Origin of the sequence: Bacillus sp. FSL R5-0654 (assembly GCF_038008745.1) — a bacterium.
Lineage (GTDB): Bacteria > Bacillota > Bacilli > Bacillales > Bacillaceae > Bacillus > Bacillus safensis.
In genome coordinates this window covers 3,343,677-3,369,092 of sequence record NZ_JBBOZV010000001.1, presented here as the reverse complement: position 1 = coordinate 3,369,092, position 25,416 = coordinate 3,343,677, and the positions used below count along the sequence as shown (strand labels likewise).

Genomic DNA, 25,416 nt, shown 5'->3' with positions numbered 1-25,416 from the left:
TATAAATGGATGAAAAGTTCGTAAAAAATGAGCAAAAACGTAAGTTAAGCACTAAAAATGAAGGGCGTTTGACCTATAAAATGGAGCTGAGAAACAGTTTTGTACGTTCCTCCCTAGGAGAATCAAACAATTCCGAAGGGACGCCTTCTTCGACGATGCGGCCTTCGTGCATGTAGACGACACGATCGGCAACTTCTTTCGCAAAGCCCATTTCATGTGTGACAATGACCATGGTCATGCCTTCTTTTGCGAGGCTTTTCATCGTTTGCAGCACTTCGCCTACAAGCTCTGGATCAAGGGCAGACGTAGGTTCGTCAAATAACATGACATCAGGCTTCATGGCGAGAGATCTGGCTATGGCTACACGCTGTTTTTGGCCGCCTGATAGTTTAGAAGGATATACGTTGGCTTTATCCGCAAGTCCGACTTTTTCTAGCAAGGCGCTGGCTTCAGCGATGGCTTGCGCTTTCTTTGTTTTTTTCACCATAACAGGCGCTTCGATGATATTTTCAAGCACAGTTTTGTGCGGGAAAAGATTAAAATGCTGAAACACCATCCCTATTTTTTGTCTCATTTCGTTTAATTGATCGCGCTTTGGATGAACAGGGCTGCCATCAATGATAATATCTCCATCATTTTTTATTTCTAAAAAGTTCATACAGCGGAGCAGGGTGCTTTTTCCAGAACCGCTTGCGCCAATTAAGACGACCACATCATTTTCATAAACAGTGAGATCGATATCTTTTAAAACATGAAGCTCTCCAAAATATTTATTGAGTTTTTCAACACGAATGATTTCCTTTGATTCTGTCATGCTTCTCCTCCTATTGGTCACTGGCTGATAGTTTCTTCTCAAAGGTTTGGACAGCGAATGTTAACAGCAGGACAAGAACTAAGTAATAGACGGCGACAACAAGTAAATACGTCATATTATCAAAACTGTTGGAGCCTTGCGTGGTGGCGACGTTAAATAGTTCATTGACACTGATAAAGGCGGCGAGTGATGAATCTTTTAAGCCGATAATGAACTGGTTGCCAAGAGGGGGGAGGGCGCGCCGCATCGCTTGAGGGAGAATGATGCGTCTCATTGTTAAAAAACGACCCATCCCAAGAGATCGTCCTGCCTCTTTTTGCCCCTGATCGATGGATTGGATGGCACCTCTAAATATTTCCGCTATATAGGCCCCATTATGAAAGGCGAGCGCAATGGAAGCAGCCCAGAAGTCGGGTATATTCAATTCTGTGAGGCCGAAGTATAGGATGAAAATTTGAACAATCAGTGGTGTTCCGCGTACAAGAAAGATATACGCATTGGCGATATAACCGAAAACGGCTATGCGGGATATTTTCAATAAAGCAAAGAAAAGCCCGATGAACATACCGATGAAGATGCTGATCACCGTCAGCTGTAAGGTGATCAGCATTCCTTCTAAGAAAATACCTCTAGAATCAATCAGTGTCTGAAAAAAGTGTGATAGGGTAGGCAAAACAATCATCTCCATTTGAAGAAAGTGCGCCTATAAAAAAGGCGCACAATCGTGGTTTTAATCTTGTTTGACCGTGATGTCTTCATCAAAGTACTTTTCGCTAATTTGTTTTAATGTTCCGTCTTTTTTTAGTGCGTCAATCGCATCGTTGATCTCTTTTATGAGCTGTTCATTTTCTTTTGATACAGCAATTGCCTGCTCACTTTGTCCGAGTCTTTCCTGCGCTGTGATGTTCAATTTTTTCTTCATCGCTTCTGCACCTGTGGCGAAATCTGTTACGACTGCATCGTGTTTTCCTTTGGCCAGTGCTTCTAAGGCGACGACATCACTATCATAATATTTTGGTTCTTGCCCGCTATGTTCCTTAGCAATATCAGCGTAGGACGATCCTTTGGATACAGCAATTTCTTTGTCTTTTAAGTCATCAGCATGCTGAATGTCTGATCCGGGTCTTGTGAAAATTTGCGGACCAGAGTAGTAATAGGGCTTAGAAAAAAGGACGTGTTTTTTTCGTTCCTCATTGATGGTATGACTTGCAACCGCCGCATCAAATTTACCTGCTTTCACGCCTTCGACGATGCCTGCGAATTTATATTTTTTCTGTATAGGTTCGAGACCTAGTTTGTCACTAATCGCATTGCCTACGTCGATATCAAAGCCGGACATCTGATTTCCATCCATGTAACTAAACGGATGAAATTCACCTGATGCTGCAAAAATAAATTTTCCATCCTCCAAAATTGGCGACCCTTTCGCTGTAGAATTACGTTTATCTCCGTTCCCATTTGTTTCATTTGAACCACACGAAGACAGAAGTAATACTGCAACCGAGAAAAGGGCTGGGACCCAAAACCGTCTTTTTTTAATAATAAGCTTCTCCTCCTTTTCAGCCGTTCTCCATATAAGGAGAAAGTAGGCTTTTCAATATGTGTAGCATCTTACCATTTGTTCCTCATATTCTCAATTTTATATGTGTTATTCCAACAACCGTCCTTTTTAGAATGTATGTCTTGCTTTTCTAAGAGAGAACTTGAATTGATTAGGGTAAAAAAGGGAAATGAATCTCATAATAACGAAAGGGTTGCAAAAAGGAGGTCAGTGTATGAACAAGTGGAGAGACAATCGAAAAGTTTTTTTAACCGCTATTGCCTTTGGAACGATGTTGAATCCGCTGAATTCATCAATGATTTCTTTGGCCTTGCATCAAATTCAGCATGAATTCGGTTTGTCGTTTACGACCGTATCTTGGCTTATTTCTTCTTTTTATTTAGCCAGTGCAGTAACACAGCCAGTGAGCGGCCGGATTGGGGATCATGTGATGAGCCGGAGAACCTTATTTTTATTCGGTCTCGTTCTTGTCGCAGTCTCAGCCATTTGCGCGCCGTTTGCCCCAACGTTTGCGGTGCTGATTGTGATCCGTTTGTTACAGGCGATTGGAAGCAGTGCCATTTATCCTTCTGGGGTCGGACTCATTCGGGATCATATTCAAGAAAGACAGGCTTCGGCGTTAGCGGTATTATCCATTTTTGCTTCAGCGATGACGGCGCTTGGACCGACGCTTGGCGGATTTCTGATGACCATTGGCGGCTGGCCGGCTATCTTTTTAGTGAATCTGCCGTTTATTTTGATCAGTTTCTTTCTCGGTTTATTGTTGTTTCCGAAGGAGCAGAAAAAGAGAAAGCTGCGCATAGGCGAAACTGTGCGAACACTCGATTTGCCAGGGATGCTTCTTTTTACCGTCTGCATTGTTCTCCTCCTTTCATTTTTATTATCACTGGGTGATGGCATTCAATATGTTCAAGGCATTCTTTGTCTCCTGAGTGCAGGCGCTTTTATCTGGTGGGAGTATCAGGTGGATGAACCGTTTATTCAAATACGGATGTTCAGAGAAGAGCAGCGGCTGTCACTTGTGTATGTGCAATTTATCATTTTAAATATCTTTTTCTATTGTCTCTTTTTTGGTTTGCCGAGTTATTTTCAGGATGAGTTAGGCTGGCGTGTGGAGATGACGGGTCTTTTTATGCTGTGTATGTCAGGGGTGAGCATTATTGTATCGCCGCTGACAGGAAAGTGGGTGGATCGCGGGGATGAACGCCATCCAGTTTTAGCGAGTGCTGTATTGATGCTGGCTGGAGCGTCTGCTATGACTTTCTTTTTTATTCCTGCGCCATTATGGGGAAAAGGATTGGTTCTGGCGCTGCTTGGGCTCAGTTATGGGATAGGGAATGTTGCGCTTCAAGCTGCGATGCTCAAGGCAAGTCCTCAGCAAATGATTGGCACGTCCTCTGGACTTTTTCAAACATGCCGCTACCTTGGTTCTATTCTGTCGTCTGCTGTGCTTGGTATGCTGTTTGGGGAAGAAATTGCTGGTGCTCATTTTGCGCAATTAGGCTGGACGTTGATCATCATTTCTCTTTTTGGCATTGGCGTCAGTCTTTATTTTTCAAGTATGGTTAGAGGGAGACCGCCAATAAAAAAAGCGGCGCGATAAGTGAGAGAAGAATCTTCATCACGTTATCGCAAGGCCGCTTAAGAGTTGGACAGGTCTGAACCCTGATCCTTTGTCTTCCTTCTGAAAATTTTCCCTACAATTGTCTCGTAAAATGTCACGATACGATCAATAGGAGAGTCAAAGAACTTCCATAATTTATTCATGATAAAGACAACCACAATCGATACGACCAAGCTGCCTAAAACATCAAATGGATAATGATGACCGACCCAGATGCGGGAGAATCCTGTAAGTAATCCAAAGACGAGCAATATGTTGCCGAGCTTTTTATTACGGGATCGAATGGCTAGTGAAAGAGCCAATGCACCTGTTGTATGGTCACTTGGGAAGGAAGCGTCTGCTGAATGCGGGATGAGTGTGTCGACTTTATGCGCCACAAACGGCCGCTCTTCATAATGAAACAATGTAATGGCAAAGTTGACGATAAGTGCTGCAATGCCTGTTACACCGGAAAAGAAGACATGCTTCTTAAATTTGTGATTCCCTAAAAACCAGCAAATCAATAAGACAAGGGCGTACACAAGAATGGCCTTTTTCGTAATAAAGATCATGGCCTGATCTAAAAATTCAGAATGGTGAGCCATCCCGTGTATGACTTTAAACAATTCGTAATTCAAAACATCACCTATACTTTCGCTTAATGCCAACTATTTTTCAAAAAAGCCTGTATGCTCTATATGAAATATCCTATATTTTAGCATGTTTCCGGCGAAGTTTAAAATAGTATCCTTTTATTCTGAAAGGGAGACCTTTTGTGCATTTGCTTCCTTGGGTTTTCGTTCGCTCCAATAAAAGACGCCCATACTCAGCAAGACAACAATGCCTGCAATGAGGTACACATTTGAAAAGTCTGTGAAACTGACAAGGAGTCCAAAGACAAATGAGCCAGCAGCAATACCTGTATCATACAGAGTAAAGAAAGTAGCCGTCGCATACCCCGTACGGTGAGCTGGTGAGTGCTGAATCGCAAGTGTTTGTAAACATGGCACGAGCGAACCGTAGCCAAGTCCAATCACAGCACCTGATAGAAGAAGCATTGTGGCTGAATGTGTCGCTGTCAGCATCCATAAACCAATAGCAAAAAGGGCAATCGAAGGATAGATCACAACGTGAGCTCCAACCCGGTCAAAAAGTCTGCCTGTAAATGGACGTGATCCAAGCATTGCAGCCGCAAACACAATGAAGAAATAACTGCTTGCACCCATCAAATGGAGTGAATTGGCATATACTGAAATAAATGAAATAATCGGCGAATAACAGAAAGAAATAATAATACCGACGGCCGCTGTTTTTAATGCGCCTTTTTCAAAAAGGTGAGAAAACGTGAATCGGAAGACGATGCTTCCGCCGTTTTCAGGCTCTGGCTGTCTAATCAGCATTGTAAAAGCGGCTCCGATCGTCACGATAATGGAAAAGAGAAGAAATAAGGAATGAAATCCTATTTTTCCTACTTGGTTTAGTGCGATAAACGGACCGATGACAACAGCGAGGTTCATGGACATCACAAAGTATCCGAGTCCTTCCCCGCGTTTATGTTTCGGGATCATATCAGCCGCAATGGCACTGGCGACTGTCGTCAAAATACTAAAAAAGATTCCTTGTACGAAACGCAGCACAAGAAGCGTTTGGAATTGATCAATCGGAATGTATAAATAAGTGAGTAAGGCAAAGGCTGTAGAAGAGAAAATCGCCATCCGTTTTTTGCCGAATTTCTCAATAATGGCGCCAGAAAAAGGTCTTGTCACAATAGCAGATAATAAGAAGACCGTCACAAGGAGACCGCCCTGTGATTCTGTTCCATTTAGTTCATCCATTGTGTAAATGGGCAGTAATGTCAAAAGGGCATAAAAAGAGGTGAACGTAAATAAATTCACCAGGACAATCATGATAAAATCTTTTGTCCATATGCGTTCGTTCATGGTGTATGTCACTTCCTATTCAGTAGATAATTTGTGTAAAAGTGTATGGAGGAGTTGTTTTTCTTCGTAGGTAAAATCTGAAAGACATTCTTCTTCAAATTGTTCCATCGTGCGTTTGATTTCTTCAAATCGGGCTTTTGCATCATCTGTCATCACGATCAGATTCTCACGTTTGTCTTTGCCTTGTACACGTTTCACCCAGCCGTTTGCTTCTAAGCGGGTGACGGTTCTGGTGATGGTCGGTGCTTCGACGTTTAAATATGTCCAGATGTCTTTTTGGGTTTTTGGGCCGAATGTATCCAAACAAAAAAGCACAGTCCACTGGGACATGTACAAGTCATAAGCAGCAAGCGCTTCGTTCGCCTTTTTAGACAGCAGCCGCGCGCCTTGATGTATTTGATGTAAACACTCTCTATTTAACGTATCCATATGCTCACCTTTTTTAAATATTTAGCTAGGTAAATAAATTCACCTTTTCTATTTTACGTGCTGAATCCTTTCTTGTAAAGTGGAAATTTTCGCGCCCCGAAATGATTTTTTGTTTTGCCTTTTCTGATAAATCCCTTGTCCCATCTTCATTTTTAGCATATTCCCTATTCAATGCTAATACACTGTTACAAACCTGACAAAGAGAGTGTTTGAGGTGAGGGATCGTGTTTGGCATTTACTACCTAATGGATGAGAAATTACGACGAACAAGCGCCGCTGAAAATGGATAATCTTCATACGGATCTCATTTCACACTTCTCACATCCATTTTAGGGAGGTCGAGTGGTGTGCACGATTACATCAAAGAGCGAACAATCAAGATAGGAAAGTATATCGTGGAGACAAAGAAAACCGTTCGTGTTATTGCGAAAGAATTTGGAGTCTCTAAAAGTACTGTACACAAGGATCTAACAGAAAGGCTGCCAGAAATTAATCCAGATCTGGCTAATGAAGTGAAGGAGATACTGGATTATCATAAATCAATCCGCCACTTGCGAGGAGGAGAAGCCACCAAGTTAAAGTATAAAAAAGAAGAAATTTTAGAAGGCGAACCTGTGAAACAGTAAGCTTAGTTCTTTGTTCATAAACATAATATATATATCTTCCTCATATCGGTAGTTTCTAACCACAAATTTTGTAAAGACTTTTGTAAAGAAATATCTTTTTTTCTGCAAATTATGATAGAATATATAATTAGGGCAGAATGTGGTATTTGCTATGGAAACAGATTTTCAAGGAGGATATATATAGATGTTTGCTAGGGATATTGGAATTGATCTTGGTACTGCAAATGTACTGATTCATGTCAAAGGAAAAGGAATTGTGTTAAATGAACCATCTGTGGTAGCTCTTGACAAAAACAGCGGGAAAGTTTTGGCTGTTGGAGAAGAGGCTAGACGTATGGTTGGACGTACGCCTGGGAATATTGTTGCGATTCGTCCATTAAAAGACGGCGTAATCGCTGATTTTGAAGTAACTGAAGCGATGCTCAAGCATTTTATTAACAAATTAAATGTGAAAGGGCTGTTCTCTAAGCCGCGTATGCTCATCTGCTGCCCGACAAATATTACATCTGTTGAGCAGAAGGCGATCAAAGAAGCTGCTGAAAAAAGCGGTGGTAAGCATGTATTTCTTGAAGAAGAGCCAAAAGTAGCAGCGATTGGTGCTGGTATGGATATTTTTCAGCCAAGTGGAAACATGGTCGTAGATATTGGAGGCGGAACGACAGATATCGCTGTCATCTCAATGGGTGACATTGTAACCGCCTCTTCTATTAAAATGGCTGGAGACAAATTTGATCTGGAAATTCTAAACTACATTAAAAAAGAGTACAAGCTGTTGATCGGTGAGCGCACGGCTGAGGATATTAAGATCCAAGTTGCAACGGTATTCCCAGACGCACGTCACGAAGAGATTTCGATTCGTGGACGAGACATGGTGACAGGATTACCAAGAACGATTACCGTCACAAGCAAAGAAGTAGAAGAAGCATTGCGTGAATCTGTATCTGCGATTGTTCAGGCTGCGAAACAAGTTCTTGAAAGAACACCGCCTGAATTATCAGCTGATATTATCGATCGCGGCGTCATCATTACAGGTGGCGGAGCTCTTCTAAACGGGCTTGATCAATTGCTTGCAGAAGAGCTGAAAGTACCAGTTTTCGTTGCTGAAAATCCAATGGACTGTGTAGCAGTTGGTACGGGCGTGATGCTTGATAATATGGACAAGCTGCCAAAGCGTAAACTCAGCTAATGATTTCCCTCATTCTTTTTAGAAAGAATGGGGGATTTTTATTAAAGAACCCTGCTAATCAGCCGATATATTTCATAGAAGATTGTGTTTAGGTCATGTGAAAGAATTTGAATGAGGTGAGCACGTGTTAAAAGGACTATACACCGCAACATCTGCCATGATCGCTCAAGAGCGGCGGACAGAAATGCTTTCAAATAATATCGCAAATGCGAATACCCCAGGCTATAAAGCGGATGAAGGGGCAATGCGTGCATTTCCAGAAATGCTGCTGAGCCGAATGGAATCAGGACGATTCCAAACATCCTCAGGCAAAGGCTTTAGTGTTCCACTGCAATCGCCGATTGGTGGAATCAATACTGGGACATATATGCAGGAATTAATCCCTCAATTTACACAGGGAACTTTAAAAACAACAGATCAAACAACAGATGTAGCACTAGTTGAAAATAATGTGCCGATCAATCCGGAGACCAATCAGAAATCAGCGCTATTTTATGCGGTCAACACACCAGAAGGCGTTCGTTATACGAAAAGCAGCTCCATTACATTGAACGCACAAAAGCAGCTGACGATTAATGGACGCGCTCTTCTTTCCGTGACGGGTCAGCCGATTACGGTTCAGAGTGAGAACTTCAAAGTGAATGCAGATGGTACTGTGTCTGAAAATGGCCAAAATCTTGGTCAGATCGATGTACGTGTTGCGATGGATACAAGAAACCTAGCGCGTGAAGGAAATGATTTATACCGTACAGCTGATAACCAGCCCCTGCCAAGTGCAGTCAATAACGGTCAAATGTCCTACACGTTAAGCCAAGGCGTATCGGAGCTGTCGAACGTGGATGTGACGAAATCATATACAGATATGACAACGGCTTACCGAGCATTTGAAACAAACCAAAAAGTGGTTCAGGCGTATGATAAAAGCTTAGAAAAAGCAGTGAATGAAATTGGCAGAGTGTACTAATCAAGAAATGAAAAAGAAAGGAGGAAAATTATGCTTAGAACGATGATAAATGCAGCTGTATCGATGAATGAAGTGCAAAAGCAGCTTGACATCATCAGCAACAACATCGCGAACAGTGAAACAACAGGATACCGCGCGAAAAATACCCGTTTCTCAGAGCTGATCAGACAGCAGTTTAATCAGGTAGATGAAAAAAATGAGCAGGTGGCAAACAGTCGTCTGACACCTGCTGGGTTAAGGCTTGGAACGGGTACAATGGTCAATGCGTCCATTAACTCGCTGCAAGGCTCGATTAAAGAAACAGGACGTGATCTTGATGTTGCCTTCGGAGCGCCGTCGCAGTATTTGCAGGTCAACGCCGGCGGTAATATCCGTTATACAAGAGATGGCTCACTTTACTTACAGCCGGGCAATAACCGTAACCAAGTGCAGCTTGTCACGAGCGAAGGCTATCCGATTCTTGATGAAAACGGAAATGCAATCGTCTTAAATGCGAATTTCCGTGATATTTCAATCGATAAAAATGGACGGCTTACGGCGATTTCAAGAGATAATCAACCGAATCAGCAAGTGAATCTAGGCGTTGTACAAGTCAATAATTCGTCAGCACTTGCCTCTGAAGGAGATAATTTGTTCTCAGTCGACGGAACCTATCAAGGTGCATTAACAGCACTAAATGGAGCAAACCGAGAGGCGATTCAGCTTCAGCAAGGTGCACTGGAAACGTCAAATGTGGACATGTCGAAAGAATTAACAGACCTCATGACAACACAGCGTTCCTATCAGATGAATTCTAGAACGATTACGATGGGCGATCAAATGCTGGGATTAATTAATACAATTCGATAATCAGCAGGCTGGTATCAGCCTCTCATGATAAAAAAGGCGGCTCGCTCAAAGTCGCCCTTTTTTTTATAAAAATCTGAGACATCAGCAAGCAGATCCTCAAGATCAATCCAGGCTTCTTTTCGTTCAAGACATGTGACGAGCGTGGTGATCTGCTCATCTGCCTTTGGCGTTTGGCTGTAGAGTAGAGATAAGATTTGAAACTTCATTCTTAATATATCAAACTGGGAAGCAACGGCTTCTTTCAGTCCTTTTTGAATATATTTCATCCCTTCATCGGTTAAATTTTCTTTAAAACAGGAACGCACAGTTTCGTATAGGCACGATACATAGGAGTGTGCTGACTTTCGGTATGCTGGAAGACGAAGTGCTTTTTTGAAGTATTCTAGCGCTTCCTTATGACGGTTTTGTCTTGACTGAATAAAGCCAGCATCATAGTAAACGATACCGAGCAGCTCTTGATCATCAATCTTTTTCACATAATCAATAATTTCAATGAAAATATCTTCCGCTTCCTTATATTTTTTTTGGTCGCTATAGTTAAGAGCGAGCACAATTTTACACCGATAGATGCTATGGATATCTCCGTGCTTTGCAAAAATATCCATGGCTTTTTGAATATGACGAATCGATAACAACGAGTAACGGTTGTTATAATAAACACCGCTTGTACGGAAATGGAACTCTGCTTCCTCCAGCTCATCGTTAAGTAATGGCAGTCGTTCCTCTGCCTTTTCGAGATAATGAATCGCATCATTTTGATCACTTTTTAAAGATTCATATAATCCGAGAAAGAAATAAAAATAATATTGCAGTTCTTCGTTCATATCATCTTTGTGGGGCAGCAGTTCATGTTTGAGTTTTTCTAAGTCCTCTGTCTGATTCATCCAGAGCTGATGACGGAAAAGCATCAGCTGATAATGGAAATAGAGTTCCTGTTTTTTTGATAATTTGCGTTTATATTTTAGCAGTGTTTTTTTGATTTCTTCCGCCTTCGAAAAATGTCGATGCTTTAGCATTGTATACCAGGAATGGAGAAGTTTTTTTATGGATTTATCGCTCATAAAATTCATTTTTACCCTCTTATTCAATCAATGTTGTAATATATATTACCATATTTGTGAAAAAACAATGAGTGTAGTGTGGATTATATTTGATGACAATTGGTAATAGTAGATTCTATTTTTTACCATATGCATAAGGCGAATATTGAAAAATGCCAGCATTCATAATATACTTCTATAGGAATCAAATGAAGATCAGCGATATAGAAAAGAAGGAGAGATCAAGATATGCTTGATGCTCAGCAAATTCAAGACATTATTCCACACCGTTATCCATTCTTATTGGTCGACCGTATTCTAGAGGTTGAGGGAGAAAAAAGAGCGGTTGGAATTAAAAATGTCACAGTGAATGAAGAATTTTTTAACGGCCATTTCCCTGGTTACCCAGTCATGCCTGGTGTGCTTATAGTAGAAGCACTCGCACAGGTTTTTGGTGTGATTATGTTAGGCAAGGAAGAAAACAAAGGAAAGATTGGTTTGTTTGCAGGGATTGACGGATGCCGCTTCAAAAGACAGGTCAAGCCTGGTGACCAGCTTCGTTTAGAGGTTGAAGTGACGCGCCTCCGCGGGCCGGTTGCAAAAGGAAAAGCAGTAGCGACAGTAGATGGCGAAGTTGCATGTGAAGCAGAACTGACATTTTCTATCGGTCCTAAAGTATCATGATTTTCCTGGCGGTTCATTAAGCATGAATCGCTTTTTTATTTAGAAACGTTCAGTTAGAGCGGATAAGGACTTGCAATTTTGACAAAAAAACGTCATATTAGACAAAAAAAGATGAAGGTGATAAAGGATGCTGAAAGAATTTAGAGAGTTTGCCGTCAAGGGCAATGTCATTGACTTGGCTGTAGGTGTCATCATTGGGGGAGCATTTGGCAAAATTGTCACTTCTCTTGTGAATGATTTAATCATGCCGCTTGTCGGTATTATTATTGGAGGGCATGATTTTAGCGGTCTATCCATTAAAATCGGAGCGGCTCAAATTTTATATGGGAACTTTATTCAAACAGTGGTTGATTTCTTAATTATCTCGTTTTCCATTTTTATCTTTATTCGTTATTTGAATAAGTTAAAACGGAAAAAGGTTGAGGAAGAAGAGGTTGTGGAAACGCCGGATCAAACGGAAGTTCTGCTAACTGAAATTAGAGATTTATTGAAAAATCAAGGCCAGTCTAAAGATGTGCAATAGAAAAAGAGCGGCTGATCCCGCTCTTTTTTATGTGTTTTGTTTAAAAGCATCCAGTAGTTTTTCTCCTGACAGCCCCTCTTTGACGAGGTCTTTTAATACTTCTTCAGTTTCTGTTCTGTAACGATTTGTAATCATTTTACCATCGAGTAACACAGAAATGTTTTCTTCTAAGGCAACGATGTTTTTGACTTGGACAGATAGATGAACAGGGCGGTTGTTTTCTTTAGTAATCGTTACAAGAATCTTCACTTCTGTGTGCTGCTGAAAGAGTACCTCAAACACCTGTCTATGTTTCTTTGGAATGAGTGCTTCAATCATCCAGTGATTTTCACCGTCTTCTTTATTAATGATTAAACCGTCACGAAGGGGAATACTGGACATTTTATCTTGCTGTGGATCAAGTTCAATTTTTAAATCAATCAGCCTAAAGGTTTTCATATTTATCACCTCACAAGCGTTCATTATTCGTAAGTATTATTATAGCATACAACATCTGTATAAATGAAACCGCTGCCTGCTTAGAACTAGCTGCACTTGAGTGAAAGGAGATGTTTTATGGAGTCCTATCAATTGAGAAACATTCATATTGGCGACGACAAGGCAAAGAGTGATATACGTGTTTATTCGTGGGGAGACATTCTTTCATTTTGTGATGTGTATATGGAAGAAGGAGAGTCACTCACGTTTCAATATGTCACCGAGGATCAAATGGACTGTTTTGAGTTTCAGCTGTCGGTTCATGATGGCCGGCTTTGTTTTTATTGGTTTGCGTGGGACGGATCTGATTATATTCACATGCCTTCTAGTAATTGGATTCATTCAGATATTTTTTATCAATTTATGAAAAATAAGTATTTCATCAAACAAAACAAGATGATGTTTTATACGCAAGCGGTAAAAAACAGAAATTAATGAGGATATAGAGAATTTGAAGGCCTATTTTGCTATTTTCCTGTTTTGTCACATACGGCCTTTCTCCGTAGACTAGGGGTAGCTGAAAGGAAAGGAGGCAAGTCCCGAATCAAAAGGTAACGTCTATCATCTGACAGCCCCCCTCTAGCTAAAGCTGATAGATGCTGCCTTGTTCATATGTACACTGCGTAATAGAACCAATGCTTCTTTGTATAGGTCATGTGTCCCCTTGTGAATCCCCTTTGTGTGTATCCGGTCATATTTGCGTGGCCGGATACCCTTTTATTCACTGTTTAACCGATCAGCTCTTGCAAATAGTGGATACTCATTTCATAATGATGATGGATTTTGTTAACGGTATGTCGGTTGAAAATAAAGACAAAAAGGAGAGAACGATGACAAACATTCAATTAATCGCAACGGATTTAGATGGAACTTTATTGAACAGTGAACACAAAGTGAGTCAGGAAAACGAGCAGGCATTAAAGGAAGCAGCTGCGAATGGAATTGAGGTTGTCGTGTCAACAGGGAGAGCGTATTTTGATGTGAGGTCTATTTTTGACCAGCTTGGTATGAATACATGGGTGATTAGTGCCAATGGAGCTGTGATTCATGATCCAACTGGACAAGTGTACCATTCAGCTGCTTTACAAGAAGAAAAGGCTAAACACATATTGTCATGGCTTGAAGAACGTGATTATTATTATGAAGTCTTTACAAACGAAGCCATTTTCACACCAAATCGCGGCAGAGAGCTCCTTGTGATTGAAATGGACCGCTTAAAAAGTGCAAATCCAGAAACGGATCAGAATGTCTTAAAGCAAGCGGCAGAAGTTCAATACAGCCAGTCGGGTTTTTCTTATATTGATACATATAAAGAATTGTTTCGTGAGGATCGAAAGCTTTCATTTTACAACATCTTAGGTTTTTCTTTCTTTCAAGACAGATTGAAAGCCGGATGGGATGAGTTTGGTGATGATTCAGATTTAACATTGGTCAGTTCGGCTGATCATAACTTTGAAATTGGTTCAAAGGACGCGTCTAAAGGGCAGGCATTAACAAGGCTGGCAGAAAGACTAGGTATTCCTTTAAGTAGGGCAGCGGCTGTAGGAGACAGTTTAAATGATGAATCAATGCTTCGAGCTGCTGGTGTTGGGGTTGCAATGGGGAATGCGAGACAGGATATAAAAGAAATCGCTGATCACGTGACGTTATCAAATGATGAACACGGAGTCGCGCATATGATCCGGCACCTTTTGAAATAGATGAATCAGATGTCGTGGTATAAATCACATAGGATGAAGCGCATTCTACAAAAGAGGAATTCAGAACCACTTCTATTTACACATGATGTGGAACATCATATAATTTAATTATGAATATAACCCGCTTGTAAGGAAAATAAGGAGAGTAAACGAATGGCGCTGGAATCTTATAAGTCCGAAAATCTGCATTTAATCAAGGAAGCCTTGGACTATACTCAGGTTGGCCTGACGGTGACGGACCCGTCTTTACCTGATAATCCTTTAATATATGTGAACAAGGGCTTTTTAGATATGACAGGCTATCAAGAAACCGAAGTATTGGGGAGGAATTGTCGTTTCCTTCAGGGAGATGAAACTGAACAAATCGCTCTCAAGCAAATTAGAACAGCCATTGAGAACAAAGAGGCTGTCACGGTTCAGCTGAAAAATTATAAAAAATCTGGACAAATGTTTTGGAACGAGTTAAGTGTCGCTCCTCTTTGGATTGACGAAAAGGAAGGAAAACGTCTTTATTTCGTTGGTCTGCAAAAGGATGTCACGAAAGAGAAGGAACAGCAGGAGCTTCTTGAGCAATCAATTGATGAAGTGCTGAATATTTCTGTCCCAATCGTTCCGGTGAAAGATGGTATCTCTGTGTTACCGATCATTGGTACGTTAACAGCGCCTAGATTTGATAAGATCATTTCAACGGTCTCCACCTATATCTCTCAATCCAAGGATGATTATTTTATTGTCGATCTGTCCGGATTATTAGAAGTGGATTCATTTGTGGCAGATGCGATCTTTAAGCTGAACGATTTGATTTTAATGACAGGTACTGAACTCATTGTGACAGGAATTAAACCGAATCTTGCAATGAAAATGGGAGAAATGAGAGAGGACTTCCGTGAATTAAATACGTATATGAATGTGAAATCTGCATTGAAAAAATTAAACATTTAGCATACGTTTATATGAAATGAAAAAAGAGGACTTTTCATTAAGTTTGAGAAAAGTCCTCTTTTTGCTGTGATTAAGATGATTGAGCGGCGGCACTTAAGGTAAATAAATCTTCTAGTTCGTTTGTCGATAGCTCTGTAATCCAGCTTTCACTTTGGATAATTTGATCATTTAATGTTTGTTTTGTTTCGAGCATTTGATCGATTTTTTCCTCGATTGTGCCCGTTGTGATCATCTTATGGACGTGAACAAATCGTTTTTGTCCAATCCGATAAGCTCGGTCTGTCGCTTGATTCTCCACAGCAGGATTCCACCATCTATCGTAGTGAATGACATGATTTGCGGCGGTTAGGTTGAGTCCTGTTCCTCCTGCTTTTAAAGAGAGAATTAAGATGTTGAATTCTTTCTTCTGGAAGCGGTCCACCATTTTGTCCCGCTCCTGTTTTGAGAGGCTGCCATTTAAAAATTGGACCGGTTCTCCAAACATCTTTTCTGCCAGCTGCTTGATCATGTTGCCCATTTCAATATACTGCGTAAATATGAGGCAGCTTTCTCCTTGCTCATGTATCGCTTTTAACAGCTCTGCGAGTTTATCCATTTTTAACGAGCGTTTCAGCAGTTTCACATCTGTTCCGCTCTCTTTTAAATAGAGCGCAGGGTGATCGCAAATCTGTTTGAGTCTGCCAAGCATACTTAAAATAATGGCTTTTCGCTGCATCCCTGTTAATGATGCCATGTGTTCAAATGTATCCTTCACGAGCTGTTCATATAAAGACGCCTGCTCAGCTGAGAGCGGAATGAATTCTTTTTCTTCGAGTTTTTCAGGCAGGTTTAGGGCAACCTCTTCATCTTGTTTTGTTCGTCTTAATAAAAATGGTTTGATCAGCTGCTGGAGCTGTTCAATTCTTTTTTCTTCACGGTCTTTTTCAATCGGAAGGACGAACTTTTTATGGAAGCTGGTCAGGCTGCCGAGATATCCTTTGTTGACGAAGTCGAATATGGACCAAAGCTCTGTCAAACGGTTTTCCATTGGTGTCCCGCTGAGGGCAATGTGATGCTGTCCTTTGAGCTGTCTAATCGCTCTCGATTGTTTCGTATGGGCGTTCTTGATGTTTTGGGCTTCGTCTAAGCAAATGGTATTCCACTTTGCTGCCGTTAATTCATCACGATCAGAATGTGAGAGTCCATAAGACGTTAGAACAATATCTGTTGACTCGTATGCTTTTGTGAAGTCCTCTCCCTGTGGACGCGATGGGCCATAATGCAGGGCAACCTTCAAATGTGGTGCGAATGTTTCGAGCTCTCGCTGCCAGTTTCCTAAAACAGAGGTCGGCGCAATGATGAGAGATGGAGCGGCATTTTGCTCCTGCTCCTTCAAATACGTGAAATACGCGATCATTTGAATCGTTTTTCCAAGTCCCATATCATCTGCTAAACAAGCCCCAAATCCATGAGATCTTAAAAATAAAAGCCAATTCACGCCATGCTGCTGATACGGACGCAGTGTGCCTTTGAAGGACTCACTCATTTCGTAAGAAGGCAGCTCGTGCGAATCATTTAATGAGTGGACAAGCCCTCTTAATTGCGATGAAAGTTCAAATTGAATATGGGCAAATGCTGAACTGTCTAGCAGTTCTGGAATCGATTCAGAGGAAGCTTCTTGATCTGCCAGTTCGCGTGACAAAATATCAGACATGTGAAGCCCTTCATTTTCGGCACGCTCCATCCACTTTTTCATTTGCTGAATGAAGGTCGGGTCTATTTTGATCCATTGTCCTCGAATGTTGACAAGGCGCCGTTTGCTTTGGACAAGCTCGTTGAACTCATCTTCTGTCAGTTCAATGCCGTTTGTAGCAAAGCGCCAATTAAAGTCCATTAATGCGTCCATTCCGACATGCGATTCGCCTCGCGGTGTAGAAGAAATCCTTGCTTTTAACATCATCGTGCTGTCTTTAACAATTTGCCACCATGATGGGAGCAGAATCTCAATGCCCATATTGACAAGTGTTTCACTTGCTTCAGATAGGAAGAGCCATGCTTCTTCTTCTGACATAAGTGTGGTGCCAGATGTGAAAGAAAGCCAAGGGACGATTTGACTGAATCGTTCCAGCTCTCTTGAAATTTTATCTTGATACGGATGCCAAGACCTTTTCAATGAACGAATGCCTTCAAAAAAGTGAAGGTCGCTGTTTTTCTTATCACGTAAAAACAATTCGATTTTCCAATCATCACCGTCAAAATCAGGCTCGTTTAAGCGCAAGCCGACAGTGAACGGCGTCTCGTCATCAATCCAGCCAATCGTCTCCAGGAAATCCTGCTCATCTAAAAAATGTCCTTGGAAGGATGAGAGCGCAGGCGATTGTGCAGTCATACGGTTCCATTTGTGCTGCAAGGCATCATCATACTGAATGTAATCCTGTACAGCAAAGGAGAACCAATCAGCCGTATAGCCATCTAATAGGCCTTCTTTGTCTTTAAATCGAAGTTCGCCTTTTGTCCACGCCTCGTAATCGGGAACGTAATCTTCGTCCTCGATGAATTCGTAAATGGTGGAGGCTGTCTTCATCAGTGGTTCCGTTTCATCCGTTAATGTCACATGACTAAACGTATTAAATGAATTTTTTCCTAGCAATTCAACGGTCATCCAAGGGCTTAACAGAAAGGCAGGAGTGCCAATAAAGCTCACATCTTCTAAAAATGTTCCGTAGAAAGAAGATTCGTGCCATTGGAAAAGCTGCCTCTTCATTTCATTAAGCGGAACAGGGTGTCCGTCCTCTGCTTGCGCTGAAATGGTGAAAGAGAAATCTTCAGTTTGTTCTGCATGAATGACAATTTGTTTATGGCGTGTCATCAATCAATTTTCCTTTCTTCATTTCCTCTTGGAACGCACGCAGCCGTTTTGTTGAATCTTGCAGCTGCTTTACATACCTTTCCCAGATCGCGGTTTTTTTCGTTTTATGATAAAGCGTGCGCAGTTTTTTCAGCATTTTTACAGACTCTCGATAAGCACTTCGATTCTTTTGATCGAGAAGCAGTGAGATTTCACGGTGGTACGATGGAATGAGGGCTTCTGGCTCCTCTTTTGCAATCTGTTTGATCAAATCCCTCTCCAGTTCACTAATGGAGAAACCAACAAGGCTGTGAATCTCAATCCATTCCGCATAACGCTGCTGTGCATACAAGAGCTGACTGTATTCTGTAAACGCATAGGGCATACAGATTTGGAGATAACGTTCATATAAATGATGATCCTTCGTCTGCTTAAAGTATGCATCTAAATAAAAGAAGAAATCACTGACGGCTCCCCGCAGTTCTCTGTAGGAAAGGTCGAGCTGGCAATATTCCTCTAATATATAGGTGATTTCATGATACCAGAGCTTGAGACGCTTCCAGTCCTTTCGGTTTGTGAGATCCTTCAGCCAATTGAGCACATTTGGCAGCATATCCGCATTGAGCAGCTGTAATTGCTGAAAGAGGCTGTCGTCTTCTTTCAGTAAATAATCCATGTGCATCAGCCCGATGGTACGTTCAACCGTTTGTTCTTTCTTCTGGGCGTTCTTTAGTAATTCTGTTTCTTTTTTGACCCATTTCCCTCTATTTAATATGGTGCCCCAAATCTCCATAAAGACCGCTACTCGTTCATGCTGGAATGGTCCATTGATTTGAAGAAGTGTGCGAACGGCAGTTGGTGTGTTTTCAAGAAACGGATCGAGGGAAAAGGAAAGGGCGTATGTCTTCAAATGATCCACTGAATCGAAAATGGTGTTCATGAGCTGTTCTACATAGGGATTCATGGAATAAAAGTCTTTTTCGGCATCAAGCCGGCCGAGGTCGACGAGTTCATGAAGCCTCAGCCATACATCGATCGACGTATGAATCGCATACAAGCTCTTGAATTCAGGTGAAGCAGGTGCGTGTTTTTTTAGGATCGATAAATAGCCGTAATATAAATGCTGCGGTGTTTGCTGGTGCTTCGGTGTCCGTTTCAGCCAGAGGTTAAATTCCTCTTGGAAAAAAGTCAGCCAGCTTTGGAGTGATTGTTCGTCTGGGCGCTTCACTTGGAAGTGCTGGCGAATCAGTTCTTTGCTGCGCTGTAATTCATCCTTTTCTGACCAATGTTCTGTAAATCCGGTCACACTCTCTACTTGAGCGTATAGCGAAAAGAAGACAGCGAGAATGTGTTTACAAAGTCCATCTGCTGGACATGAGCAGCTGCTTCTCACAGGAAACAGCACATGAAGGTGGACTCTTGCTGCCACGACATCATGTACATAAGCTGACCATTCGGCATCAGACTCTTGCTTGAGCCGATATACGCTGTCCTGTCTATAAGTAATCAATGCTTTTTTGATGAGTTGTTTGTTTTCATCTGTTGCAGGAAGAAGTTCTTTGATCTGTTCGGCTGTTTGTTTGATTTCTTCTTCGTTGATGTTGTGCTGAAGCATTTGATCCGCTCCTAACCAAGTAAAAGATTCCAATTCTTTTATTATAGCTCAATGGGGATTTATAAAAAAGTTTTTCATGAAAATGGTCATAAATTTCAAAAGCTGTCGAATGATGTAATAGAGTATTGCATAAACCAACCTTACAGCATATAATAATGAAATTAGTGGAATCGAAAGGATACAGACATGGATAATAAGGGTTTAAATCAAGAAGAGTTTTTAAAGATTTTGATGTACGCTCATGATATTGGTGAAAATTCAAATGATGTCACAACAAAAGAAATGCTTGAAAATCTGATTGCTCATATTCGAAATGGTCTTGTTTCATAAAAGTGACCCCCTGCTAGTGATGGCAGGGGGTTTTTGTATGCTTTTAAGAATGGAATGAAAGCTCCCGGCATACGATGTCATTACAAGCATAAGGAGTATGGGGAGCTGATGGTGTCATGAATATTGCGATTGCAGGCTGTGGGTATGTGGGGCTTGTGACAGGTGTGTGTTTAGCGGAGGCAGGTCATGATGTGGCGTGTATTGATATTGACCGCCGAAAGGTCATGCAGCTGAAACAAGGAAATCCCCCAATGTATGAGCCAGGGTTAAAAGAGCTATTGAAACGCAATCTTGAGCAGGGACGAATTCATTTTCACATAAATGGAGCGGAAGCCTACCCGAGAGCAGATGTGTTAATGATTGCAGTCGGCACCCCGCAGCAGGCAGATGGCCAAGCTGATTTACAGTATGTGTTTCAGGCTGCAAAAGAGATGGGCTTAAAAGCAAAGTCAGGGGCGATTCTTGTGGTGAAAAGTACAGTGCCTGTCGGAACGGGTGATCAAATCGATCAGTTGATCCATCAAGAATTAGGACGGAAGGAGCCACTAGCGATTGCATCTAACCCAGAATTTTTACGGGAAGGCTCTGCCATTTCAGATACATTGAGGGCGGATCGGCTAGTGATTGGAGCTGAAACAAAAGCCGTATTAGACCAGTTAGAGGAGATGTATGCTGATTTCCATCTTCCATTGGTGAAAACAGACCGTAAAAGTGCTGAAATGATCAAGTACGCATCAAATGCATTTCTTGCGACAAAAATCAGCTTTATGAATGAGATTGCCTCCATTTGTGAAAAAACAGGGGCTGATGTTGAATGGGTGGCGCAGGGAATGGGGCTTGATCAGCGGATCGGTTCTTCCTTTCTCAGAGCGGGCATTGGCTACGGAGGTTCTTGTTTTCCAAAGGATACAAATGCACTTGTCCAAATTGCAGGGCATGTGTCCCATGATTTTGAGCTGTTAAAGGCTGTCATAAAAGTAAATAATGAGCAGCGTGCAGGTTTTATCCGCAATATTCAGGAGCGGCTGGGGGCAGCTCTTGAAGGGAAGCGAATTGCGCTTCTTGGTCTGTCCTTTAAACCGAATACAGATGATATGAGGGAGGCGCCATCTATTCCGATCGCTCATGAGCTCCATCAATTAGGTGCGGAGCTTGTGGTATATGATCCTGTTGCTGCCCGGCATGCAGCTCGCGAGCTGCCGGATCAAGTCTTATTTGCTCAAACGATTGAGGAAGCGATCAAGGATGCCGATGCGGTCTGTCTATTAACAGAGTGGGCGGATATTCAGTCGTTTCCACTCGCTTCCTATAAGAAATGGATGAAGCGGCCGCTTATTTTCGATGGACGAAACTGTCATACACTTGAAGCGGCAGAACAAGCGGGGGTCGAGTATCATTCGATTGGGCGCAGATCAGTTTCTCCAATTTATATGTAAAAGAAAACCGATAACAGTGAATGTTATCGGTTTTTATGAATGCGGCAGAATGAATCCGCCATATAAAAATGCAGCAACAATCAGAAAAGCAGGGTGCAGCTTGAATTTGGTCATCAGGAAAAAGGAGATCGCAGCAATGGCGAGCGATTGCGTCCAGCCGATGGCTTTCAAAGCATCTCCGCCGATTTCCCATGTTAATAAAAGCATCATCATCGCAATGACAGGCTGAACGGATAAGGTCATGCCTTTTACGACGGGAGATTGACGAAAGCGGTCAATGAGCTTGAGCAATAAAATCAGCCCAACAGCGGACGGCAGGACAGTTGCAAGCAGTGCCACGATAAAGCCTGGCCAGCCCATGACGTCATAGCCGACATATGCTGCAATCTTCGTAGCGATTGGCCCCGGTAGTGCATTGGCTAAAGCCAGCATATTGGAGAATCCTTCGTTCGTCATCCAATGAAAATGATTGACGATTTCTTCATAATTGAGCGGGATGGATGCAGGACCACCGCCATAACCTAATAGATTGGATAAAAAGAATGCCCAGAATAAAAAGAGAATCAGTATCATGAAGACACTCCTTTCTCTTTATTTAGCCGATTCCAGCGATTTTTCAGTTTAAAATGAAAGGCGCCATAAAGTAAAAAGATCATGACAATAATTCCTGGATGAATGGACAGCACTTGTAGCCCAATAAAGGCAAGAAGGAATAGAGCGATCCCGAAGATCATGCCGAAGCCTTTCAGCGCTTTTTGTCCAAACTCATATGCCATGATCCCGAGAAGCACGGCAATGACAGGGGTCACAGCACCAATCATATTTTGAATGATTTGTGAGGAGCTTAAGACGCTGACAAGTGTGACAAGGGCTACCATGGCGAGACATGTTGGTAAAATATGAGCAGCTGTGGCGACAATTGCGCCAGATACGCCCTTTAATCGATAGCCGAGGTATGCTGACATTTTTGTTGCGATCGGGCCTGGTAATGCATTGGCGATGGCGAGTGTTTCTCCGAATTCGTCATCGTTGATCCATTGGTATTTCACCACCGCTTCATGGCGAATAAGCGGTATCACGGAAGGGCCTCCGCCAAAACCGAGAATACCGGTTCGCACCATAGCGATAATGAGTTCGATATATGATTGCAAGTGGTTCAACTCCTGTCTACAATTTCATGCCCATGCGGCTTTTGTATCGTTTAATGAGCATTTGGCAGTCCACACTGACAACGCCTTCTAGCGGGTATAGCTTTTTTGTCAGGAAAGTCTCCATTTCCTGTTCATGTTGAAAAATGCCATGCATATGCAGCTTGCTTGGTCCTGTCATGTGATAAAGGCTTGTGACAGCCGTTTCCTTTTCAAGCTGAAGGGCAACCGCTTCTAAAAATTTCGGCTCTACCTCTACATTAAAGAAGACAGAGACATGAATGCCGACCTTGGCGGGGTTAATTACAGCGGTGAATCGTTCAATGACCCCTGCTTCAACGAGCTGCTGAATGCGGGCTTGTACGGCAACACGTGACAGACCGACCTGTTTGCCGAGATCTGTATAAGACATGCGCCCGTCCTCGTGTAATAGGGATAAAATTTGTTTATCTCTTTCGTCTAATGTTAGGTTTGGAATGCTATAGTCTTTTGACACCGTATAACCACCTTTCTTCTGTTGATATTCTATCATATTTTATTACGAATAGAATGGACGATTTATCATTTGCTATCGAAACGAAAACATTGCATGTAAGAAATTATCTTTATGCATAAAAAAACACCCCGATCTCGGGACTGACCCCATAAGATGAGACAAATAAAAAACACCTTCAAGTTTGAAAACGGATCGTTGTAATCCGAAATAAAACATGGAGGTGTTTTTTCTATGGGGACAAGAGTGAGTTATCCGGTTGAAGTCAAGCAGAAGGCTGTAGACATGAGATTGGCAGGCGTATCTATGAAAGAGATCATGCAGGAATTGAATATCAAAAATAAAACGCAGGTTCAGACATGGGTGAGGTGGCATAAGGCTGGGGATACACACCGGTTCGAACAGCCTGTTGGAAAACAATATACCTATGGAAAGGGTCCCGAGTACTCTTCCGAATTAGAGAGACTGCAGGCAGAAAATCGCTATCTGAGTCAACAGAATGAAGTTTTAAAAAAGTACAACGAATTGGAAAGGAAGTTGATAAGGAAACGTCAATCAAACTAGTAGAAGAATTGTGCAAAATGATGACAGTACAGGACATTTGTGTCCATTTAAGCATCTCTCGCGCTTCGTACTATAGATGGAAAAAAGATCTGACTCAGAATCATTCTAAAAAACAACTAGAGAAGCAAATCGGCACGTTGTGCCGAGAGCACAAGTATCGATATGGATACCGAAAAATCACAGCCTTACTAAAAGTGAGAATGCGTATTAACCATAAAACTGTTCAACGTATCATGCAGAAAAACCAGTGGCAGTGCCGGGTTAAAATGAAAAAGCGTAAGAAGAATGGGCAGCCCTATGCCGTGGCCGGTAATATACTGGATCGGAACTTTCAGTCTGATCGTCCTCTTGAAAAACTAGTAACGGACATCACGTATTTGCCTTATGGACAGAAACAATTGTACCTTTCCAGTATATTGGATTTATATAATGGAGAAGTGATTGCGTTTACGATTGGTGATAAGCAGGACACAGACTTTATTTTAAACACACTTGATCAGCTCCCAGCACTGCCTGAAAACTGTGTGTTACATAGCGACCAAGGTTCTGTGTATACATCTTACGAGTATCAGAAAGCTGTTCATATAAAAGGCATTACCATGAGCATGTCCCGTAAAGGGACGCCCGCTGATAATGCCTCCATCGAATCGTTTCATTCCTCGCTAAAGTCTGAAACGTTCTATCTTAACAGCATTGATCGAACTACGACCACCATCGTAGAACGCACTGTCAAAGAATACATTTATTATTATAACAACATTCGTATTCAAACAAAACTAAACAACCAATCACCGATCAACTATCGGCAATTGGCTGTATAAAGGTGTTTTGATCCCTGTCTCAAAAACGGGGGTCAGTCCCCTCATCGGGGTGTTTTCATTTATTGATCCGGACTGCTTTCTGCACTGGCAATTTGCTGTGCAAGGTCAGCTCGATCAATGTCTGCTTGGAAGAATTCCTGCGTATTTGGCAGATGTAAATTCATATGGCGTTTTTGAGAAATGCGGATGGTGACTTGATCAACGGTGTAATCAAATACGTGTCCGCCAACACTTCGATCTTCATCAATAAAATGAAGATGATATCCACTCACCGCAATGCCGTGTGCGTACTGCGGTGTACGGAAGCCTGCGATCGTACCTTGAATATCCTCAAAGTCGAAAATAGGCTGAGACTTGACTGCTTCTACCATCGGAACGTAAGGTTTTTCCTGTTTTTCAACCGTACGTGTTTGAACCTTTTTGAATGATCCATCAATGCGGACCGCATAGAAGATATTTTTACTTGGTAAAATGCGATCGATTTCTTCTTCAAGTTCTTTGGACGTCATAGGTGCATCAATTCGATGAACGATATCTGTTTCAAAGAATGCTAAAGAGCAGAATGGTGAATAATCTTGATTGGTGACCGGTGTCGCTGTTCCGTCCGAGCGCAGCCGGTAGAATGCGCCGTCAAAGCCGATCAGCTCTCCATCTAATTGATTGAATGTACCGATGCCAAAATCACCGTGTTCAGGAATATGTGCGAGGGAGAAATCTCCATCATATACGGCTTCCAGCAGGGAGGTCATTGTCGATACTTGATAGACCTCTTGCTGTTTGTCATGCTGTCTTGTGTCATTCTGTTGATTCATTGGGTGCATCATACCCATAACCGCTCACTCCT

General features: G+C 41.9%; 27 protein-coding genes. 13 read left to right on the top strand and 14 right to left on the bottom strand.

Translation table 11 applies throughout. The features are described 5' to 3' along the window. Positions 1-73: 73 nt before the first annotated feature. The 3 genes from NSS76_RS17200 to NSS76_RS17190 are packed head-to-tail and all read right to left on the bottom strand — an operon-like array spanning position 74 to position 2,390. Entirely contained in the window at positions 74-814 is a 741-nt protein-coding gene (locus NSS76_RS17200) for an amino acid ABC transporter ATP-binding protein (RefSeq protein WP_034622553.1), read from the bottom strand. Between the two features lie 10 nt (positions 815-824). Further along, positions 825-1,502, bottom strand: coding sequence for an amino acid ABC transporter permease (locus NSS76_RS17195; RefSeq protein WP_080652918.1), 678 nt, complete (start codon positions 1,500-1,502; stop codon positions 825-827). Positions 1,503-1,544: 42 nt separating this feature from the next. Continuing rightward, a complete protein-coding gene (locus NSS76_RS17190; protein ID WP_243837421.1) occupies positions 1,545-2,390 on the bottom strand; it encodes a transporter substrate-binding domain-containing protein in 846 nt (281 codons plus the stop codon). Between the two features lie 199 nt (positions 2,391-2,589). On the opposite strand from NSS76_RS17190, the gene NSS76_RS17185 reads away from it, so the two are divergent. Continuing rightward, entirely contained in the window at positions 2,590-3,978 is a 1,389-nt protein-coding gene (locus NSS76_RS17185) for an MFS transporter (protein ID WP_151039773.1), read from the top strand. 38 nt (positions 3,979-4,016) lie between these two features. On the opposite strand, the gene NSS76_RS17180 is transcribed toward NSS76_RS17185, so the two are convergent. From NSS76_RS17180 to NSS76_RS17170, 3 genes are all read right to left on the bottom strand, one after another. Beyond that, a complete protein-coding gene (locus NSS76_RS17180) occupies positions 4,017-4,616 on the bottom strand; it encodes an undecaprenyl-diphosphatase (protein ID WP_024423699.1) in 600 nt (199 codons plus the stop codon). Between the two features lie 114 nt (positions 4,617-4,730). Further along, positions 4,731-5,918 carry an MFS transporter gene (locus NSS76_RS17175; protein ID WP_151039775.1) on the bottom strand — a complete coding sequence of 396 codons (1,188 nt, stop codon included), beginning with the start codon at positions 5,916-5,918 and terminating at the stop codon, positions 4,731-4,733. A 15-nt stretch (positions 5,919-5,933) separates the two neighbouring features. Then, complete coding sequence (locus NSS76_RS17170; protein ID WP_024423697.1) at positions 5,934-6,347, bottom strand: MarR family winged helix-turn-helix transcriptional regulator; 414 nt, start codon at positions 6,345-6,347, stop codon at positions 5,934-5,936. A gap of 347 nt (positions 6,348-6,694) precedes the next feature. On the opposite strand from NSS76_RS17170, the gene spoIIID reads away from it, so the two are divergent. From spoIIID to NSS76_RS17150, 4 genes are all read left to right on the top strand, one after another. Then, positions 6,695-6,973, top strand: coding sequence for a sporulation transcriptional regulator SpoIIID (gene spoIIID / locus NSS76_RS17165; protein ID WP_008343327.1), 279 nt, complete (start codon positions 6,695-6,697; stop codon positions 6,971-6,973). A 184-nt stretch (positions 6,974-7,157) separates the two neighbouring features. After that, a complete protein-coding gene (gene mbl, locus NSS76_RS17160) occupies positions 7,158-8,159 on the top strand; it encodes a cell shape-determining protein Mbl (protein WP_007497573.1) in 1,002 nt (333 codons plus the stop codon). Between the two features lie 124 nt (positions 8,160-8,283). After that, the gene (locus NSS76_RS17155; RefSeq protein WP_024426320.1) at positions 8,284-9,123 is read left to right on the top strand and encodes a flagellar hook-basal body protein; all 840 of its coding nucleotides are present in this window, start codon (positions 8,284-8,286) and stop codon (positions 9,121-9,123) included. Positions 9,124-9,153: 30 nt separating this feature from the next. After that, complete coding sequence (locus NSS76_RS17150) at positions 9,154-9,972, top strand: flagellar hook-basal body protein (RefSeq protein ID WP_024426319.1); 819 nt, start codon at positions 9,154-9,156, stop codon at positions 9,970-9,972. A gap of 14 nt (positions 9,973-9,986) precedes the next feature. Here the strand turns inward: NSS76_RS17150 and NSS76_RS17145 are convergent, their stop codons facing one another. Next, positions 9,987-11,042, bottom strand: a complete 1,056-nt coding sequence (locus NSS76_RS17145; protein ID WP_341082505.1) for a tetratricopeptide repeat protein — start codon at positions 11,040-11,042, stop codon at positions 9,987-9,989. A gap of 219 nt (positions 11,043-11,261) precedes the next feature. On the opposite strand from NSS76_RS17145, the gene fabZ reads away from it, so the two are divergent. Together fabZ and mscL are read left to right on the top strand one after the other, a co-directional pair. Next, entirely contained in the window at positions 11,262-11,696 is a 435-nt protein-coding gene (gene fabZ, locus NSS76_RS17140) for a 3-hydroxyacyl-ACP dehydratase FabZ (protein ID WP_012011512.1), read from the top strand. A 127-nt stretch (positions 11,697-11,823) separates the two neighbouring features. After that, positions 11,824-12,219, top strand: a complete 396-nt coding sequence (gene mscL, locus NSS76_RS17135) for a large conductance mechanosensitive channel protein MscL (RefSeq protein ID WP_073207695.1) — start codon at positions 11,824-11,826, stop codon at positions 12,217-12,219. 27 nt (positions 12,220-12,246) lie between these two features. Here mscL and NSS76_RS17130 read toward each other — a convergent pair whose 3' ends face one another. Further along, a complete protein-coding gene (locus tag NSS76_RS17130) occupies positions 12,247-12,657 on the bottom strand; it encodes a YwpF-like family protein (protein ID WP_024423692.1) in 411 nt (136 codons plus the stop codon). 117 nt (positions 12,658-12,774) lie between these two features. Here NSS76_RS17130 and NSS76_RS17125 point away from each other — a divergent pair, with 117 nt between their 5' ends. The 3 genes from NSS76_RS17125 to NSS76_RS17115 all read left to right on the top strand — a co-directional run bounded on the left by NSS76_RS17125 (position 12,775) and on the right by NSS76_RS17115 (position 15,338). Further along, positions 12,775-13,131 carry a hypothetical protein gene (locus NSS76_RS17125; RefSeq protein WP_034281192.1) on the top strand — a complete coding sequence of 119 codons (357 nt, stop codon included), beginning with the start codon at positions 12,775-12,777 and terminating at the stop codon, positions 13,129-13,131. A gap of 404 nt (positions 13,132-13,535) precedes the next feature. Further along, positions 13,536-14,396, top strand: a complete 861-nt coding sequence (locus NSS76_RS17120; protein WP_341082721.1) for a Cof-type HAD-IIB family hydrolase — start codon at positions 13,536-13,538, stop codon at positions 14,394-14,396. Between the two features lie 153 nt (positions 14,397-14,549). Then, positions 14,550-15,338, top strand: coding sequence for a PAS domain-containing protein (locus NSS76_RS17115; protein ID WP_029706346.1), 789 nt, complete (start codon positions 14,550-14,552; stop codon positions 15,336-15,338). Between the two features lie 70 nt (positions 15,339-15,408). Here NSS76_RS17115 and NSS76_RS17110 read toward each other — a convergent pair whose 3' ends face one another. Both NSS76_RS17110 and NSS76_RS17105 read right to left on the bottom strand, forming a co-directional pair. Beyond that, positions 15,409-18,186, bottom strand: a complete 2,778-nt coding sequence (locus NSS76_RS17110; RefSeq protein ID WP_024423688.1) for a DEAD/DEAH box helicase — start codon at positions 18,184-18,186, stop codon at positions 15,409-15,411. Beyond that, positions 18,173-19,780: an SWIM zinc finger family protein gene (locus tag NSS76_RS17105; RefSeq protein ID WP_270126856.1), complete on the bottom strand. Its 1,608-nt coding sequence runs from the start codon at positions 19,778-19,780 to the stop codon at positions 18,173-18,175. Before NSS76_RS17105 ends, NSS76_RS17110 begins: the two co-directional genes overlap by 14 nt. A 186-nt stretch (positions 19,781-19,966) precedes the next feature. Between NSS76_RS17105 and NSS76_RS17100 the strand changes: the two genes are divergently transcribed. Further along, a complete protein-coding gene (locus tag NSS76_RS17100) occupies positions 19,967-20,110 on the top strand; it encodes a hypothetical protein (RefSeq protein WP_003214884.1) in 144 nt (47 codons plus the stop codon). A 116-nt stretch (positions 20,111-20,226) separates the two neighbouring features. Then, positions 20,227-21,546 (top strand): UDP-glucose dehydrogenase family protein, encoded by a 1,320-nt coding sequence (locus NSS76_RS17095; protein ID WP_341082504.1) that lies wholly within the window; start codon positions 20,227-20,229, stop codon positions 21,544-21,546. Positions 21,547-21,579: 33 nt separating this feature from the next. Here the strand turns inward: NSS76_RS17095 and NSS76_RS17090 are convergent, their stop codons facing one another. Genes NSS76_RS17090 through NSS76_RS17080 form a run of 3 tightly spaced genes read right to left on the bottom strand, consistent with a single transcriptional unit; the run spans position 21,580 to position 23,190 of the window. Next, a complete protein-coding gene (locus NSS76_RS17090; RefSeq protein ID WP_445662186.1) occupies positions 21,580-22,119 on the bottom strand; it encodes a chromate transporter in 540 nt (179 codons plus the stop codon). Then, the gene (locus NSS76_RS17085; protein ID WP_080780819.1) at positions 22,116-22,697 is read right to left on the bottom strand and encodes a chromate transporter; all 582 of its coding nucleotides are present in this window, start codon (positions 22,695-22,697) and stop codon (positions 22,116-22,118) included. Before NSS76_RS17085 ends, NSS76_RS17090 begins: the two co-directional genes overlap by 4 nt. A gap of 16 nt (positions 22,698-22,713) precedes the next feature. Further along, positions 22,714-23,190 (bottom strand): Lrp/AsnC family transcriptional regulator, encoded by a 477-nt coding sequence (locus NSS76_RS17080; protein ID WP_024423684.1) that lies wholly within the window; start codon positions 23,188-23,190, stop codon positions 22,714-22,716. A 231-nt stretch (positions 23,191-23,421) separates the two neighbouring features. On the opposite strand from NSS76_RS17080, the gene NSS76_RS17075 reads away from it, so the two are divergent. After that, positions 23,422-24,572, top strand: a protein-coding gene (locus NSS76_RS17075) for an IS3 family transposase (protein ID WP_206534229.1) whose coding sequence is annotated in 2 segments (ribosomal slippage) — positions 23,422-23,695 and positions 23,695-24,572 — 1,152 coding nt in all. Because the reading frame shifts where the segments join, the coding sequence is not laid out codon by codon here. Between the two features lie 59 nt (positions 24,573-24,631). Here the strand turns inward: NSS76_RS17075 and budA are convergent. Next, the gene (gene budA, locus NSS76_RS17070) at positions 24,632-25,402 is read right to left on the bottom strand and encodes an acetolactate decarboxylase (RefSeq protein WP_024423683.1); all 771 of its coding nucleotides are present in this window, start codon (positions 25,400-25,402) and stop codon (positions 24,632-24,634) included. Positions 25,403-25,416: the final 14 nt, after the last annotated feature.

Excerpts from the sequence above, each read along its gene's own strand:
- NSS76_RS17200 (WP_034622553.1), bottom strand. The coding sequence starts at position 814 with ATGACAGAATCAAAGGAAATCATTCGTGTTGAAAAACTCAATAAATAT.
- NSS76_RS17195 (WP_080652918.1), bottom strand. The coding sequence starts at position 1,502 with ATGGAGATGATTGTTTTGCCTACCCTATCACACTTTTTTCAGACACTG.
- NSS76_RS17185 (WP_151039773.1), top strand. The coding sequence starts at position 2,590 with ATGAACAAGTGGAGAGACAATCGAAAAGTTTTTTTAACCGCTATTGCC.
- NSS76_RS17175 (WP_151039775.1), bottom strand. The coding sequence starts at position 5,918 with ATGAACGAACGCATATGGACAAAAGATTTTATCATGATTGTCCTGGTG.
- NSS76_RS17170 (WP_024423697.1), bottom strand. The coding sequence starts at position 6,347 with ATGGATACGTTAAATAGAGAGTGTTTACATCAAATACATCAAGGCGCG.
- mbl (WP_007497573.1), top strand. The coding sequence starts at position 7,158 with ATGTTTGCTAGGGATATTGGAATTGATCTTGGTACTGCAAATGTACTG.
- NSS76_RS17150 (WP_024426319.1), top strand. The coding sequence starts at position 9,154 with ATGCTTAGAACGATGATAAATGCAGCTGTATCGATGAATGAAGTGCAA.
- NSS76_RS17145 (WP_341082505.1), bottom strand. The coding sequence starts at position 11,042 with ATGAATTTTATGAGCGATAAATCCATAAAAAAACTTCTCCATTCCTGG.
- fabZ (WP_012011512.1), top strand. The coding sequence starts at position 11,262 with ATGCTTGATGCTCAGCAAATTCAAGACATTATTCCACACCGTTATCCA.
- mscL (WP_073207695.1), top strand. The coding sequence starts at position 11,824 with ATGCTGAAAGAATTTAGAGAGTTTGCCGTCAAGGGCAATGTCATTGAC.
- NSS76_RS17130 (WP_024423692.1), bottom strand. The coding sequence starts at position 12,657 with ATGAAAACCTTTAGGCTGATTGATTTAAAAATTGAACTTGATCCACAG.
- NSS76_RS17125 (WP_034281192.1), top strand. The coding sequence starts at position 12,775 with ATGGAGTCCTATCAATTGAGAAACATTCATATTGGCGACGACAAGGCA.
- NSS76_RS17115 (WP_029706346.1), top strand. The coding sequence starts at position 14,550 with ATGGCGCTGGAATCTTATAAGTCCGAAAATCTGCATTTAATCAAGGAA.
- NSS76_RS17110 (WP_024423688.1), bottom strand. The coding sequence starts at position 18,186 with ATGACACGCCATAAACAAATTGTCATTCATGCAGAACAAACTGAAGAT.
- NSS76_RS17105 (WP_270126856.1), bottom strand. The coding sequence starts at position 19,780 with ATGCTTCAGCACAACATCAACGAAGAAGAAATCAAACAAACAGCCGAA.
- NSS76_RS17100 (WP_003214884.1), top strand. The coding sequence starts at position 19,967 with ATGGATAATAAGGGTTTAAATCAAGAAGAGTTTTTAAAGATTTTGATG.
- NSS76_RS17095 (WP_341082504.1), top strand. The coding sequence starts at position 20,227 with ATGAATATTGCGATTGCAGGCTGTGGGTATGTGGGGCTTGTGACAGGT.
- NSS76_RS17090 (WP_445662186.1), bottom strand. The coding sequence starts at position 22,119 with ATGATACTGATTCTCTTTTTATTCTGGGCATTCTTTTTATCCAATCTA.
- budA (WP_024423683.1), bottom strand. The coding sequence starts at position 25,402 with ATGGGTATGATGCACCCAATGAATCAACAGAATGACACAAGACAGCAT.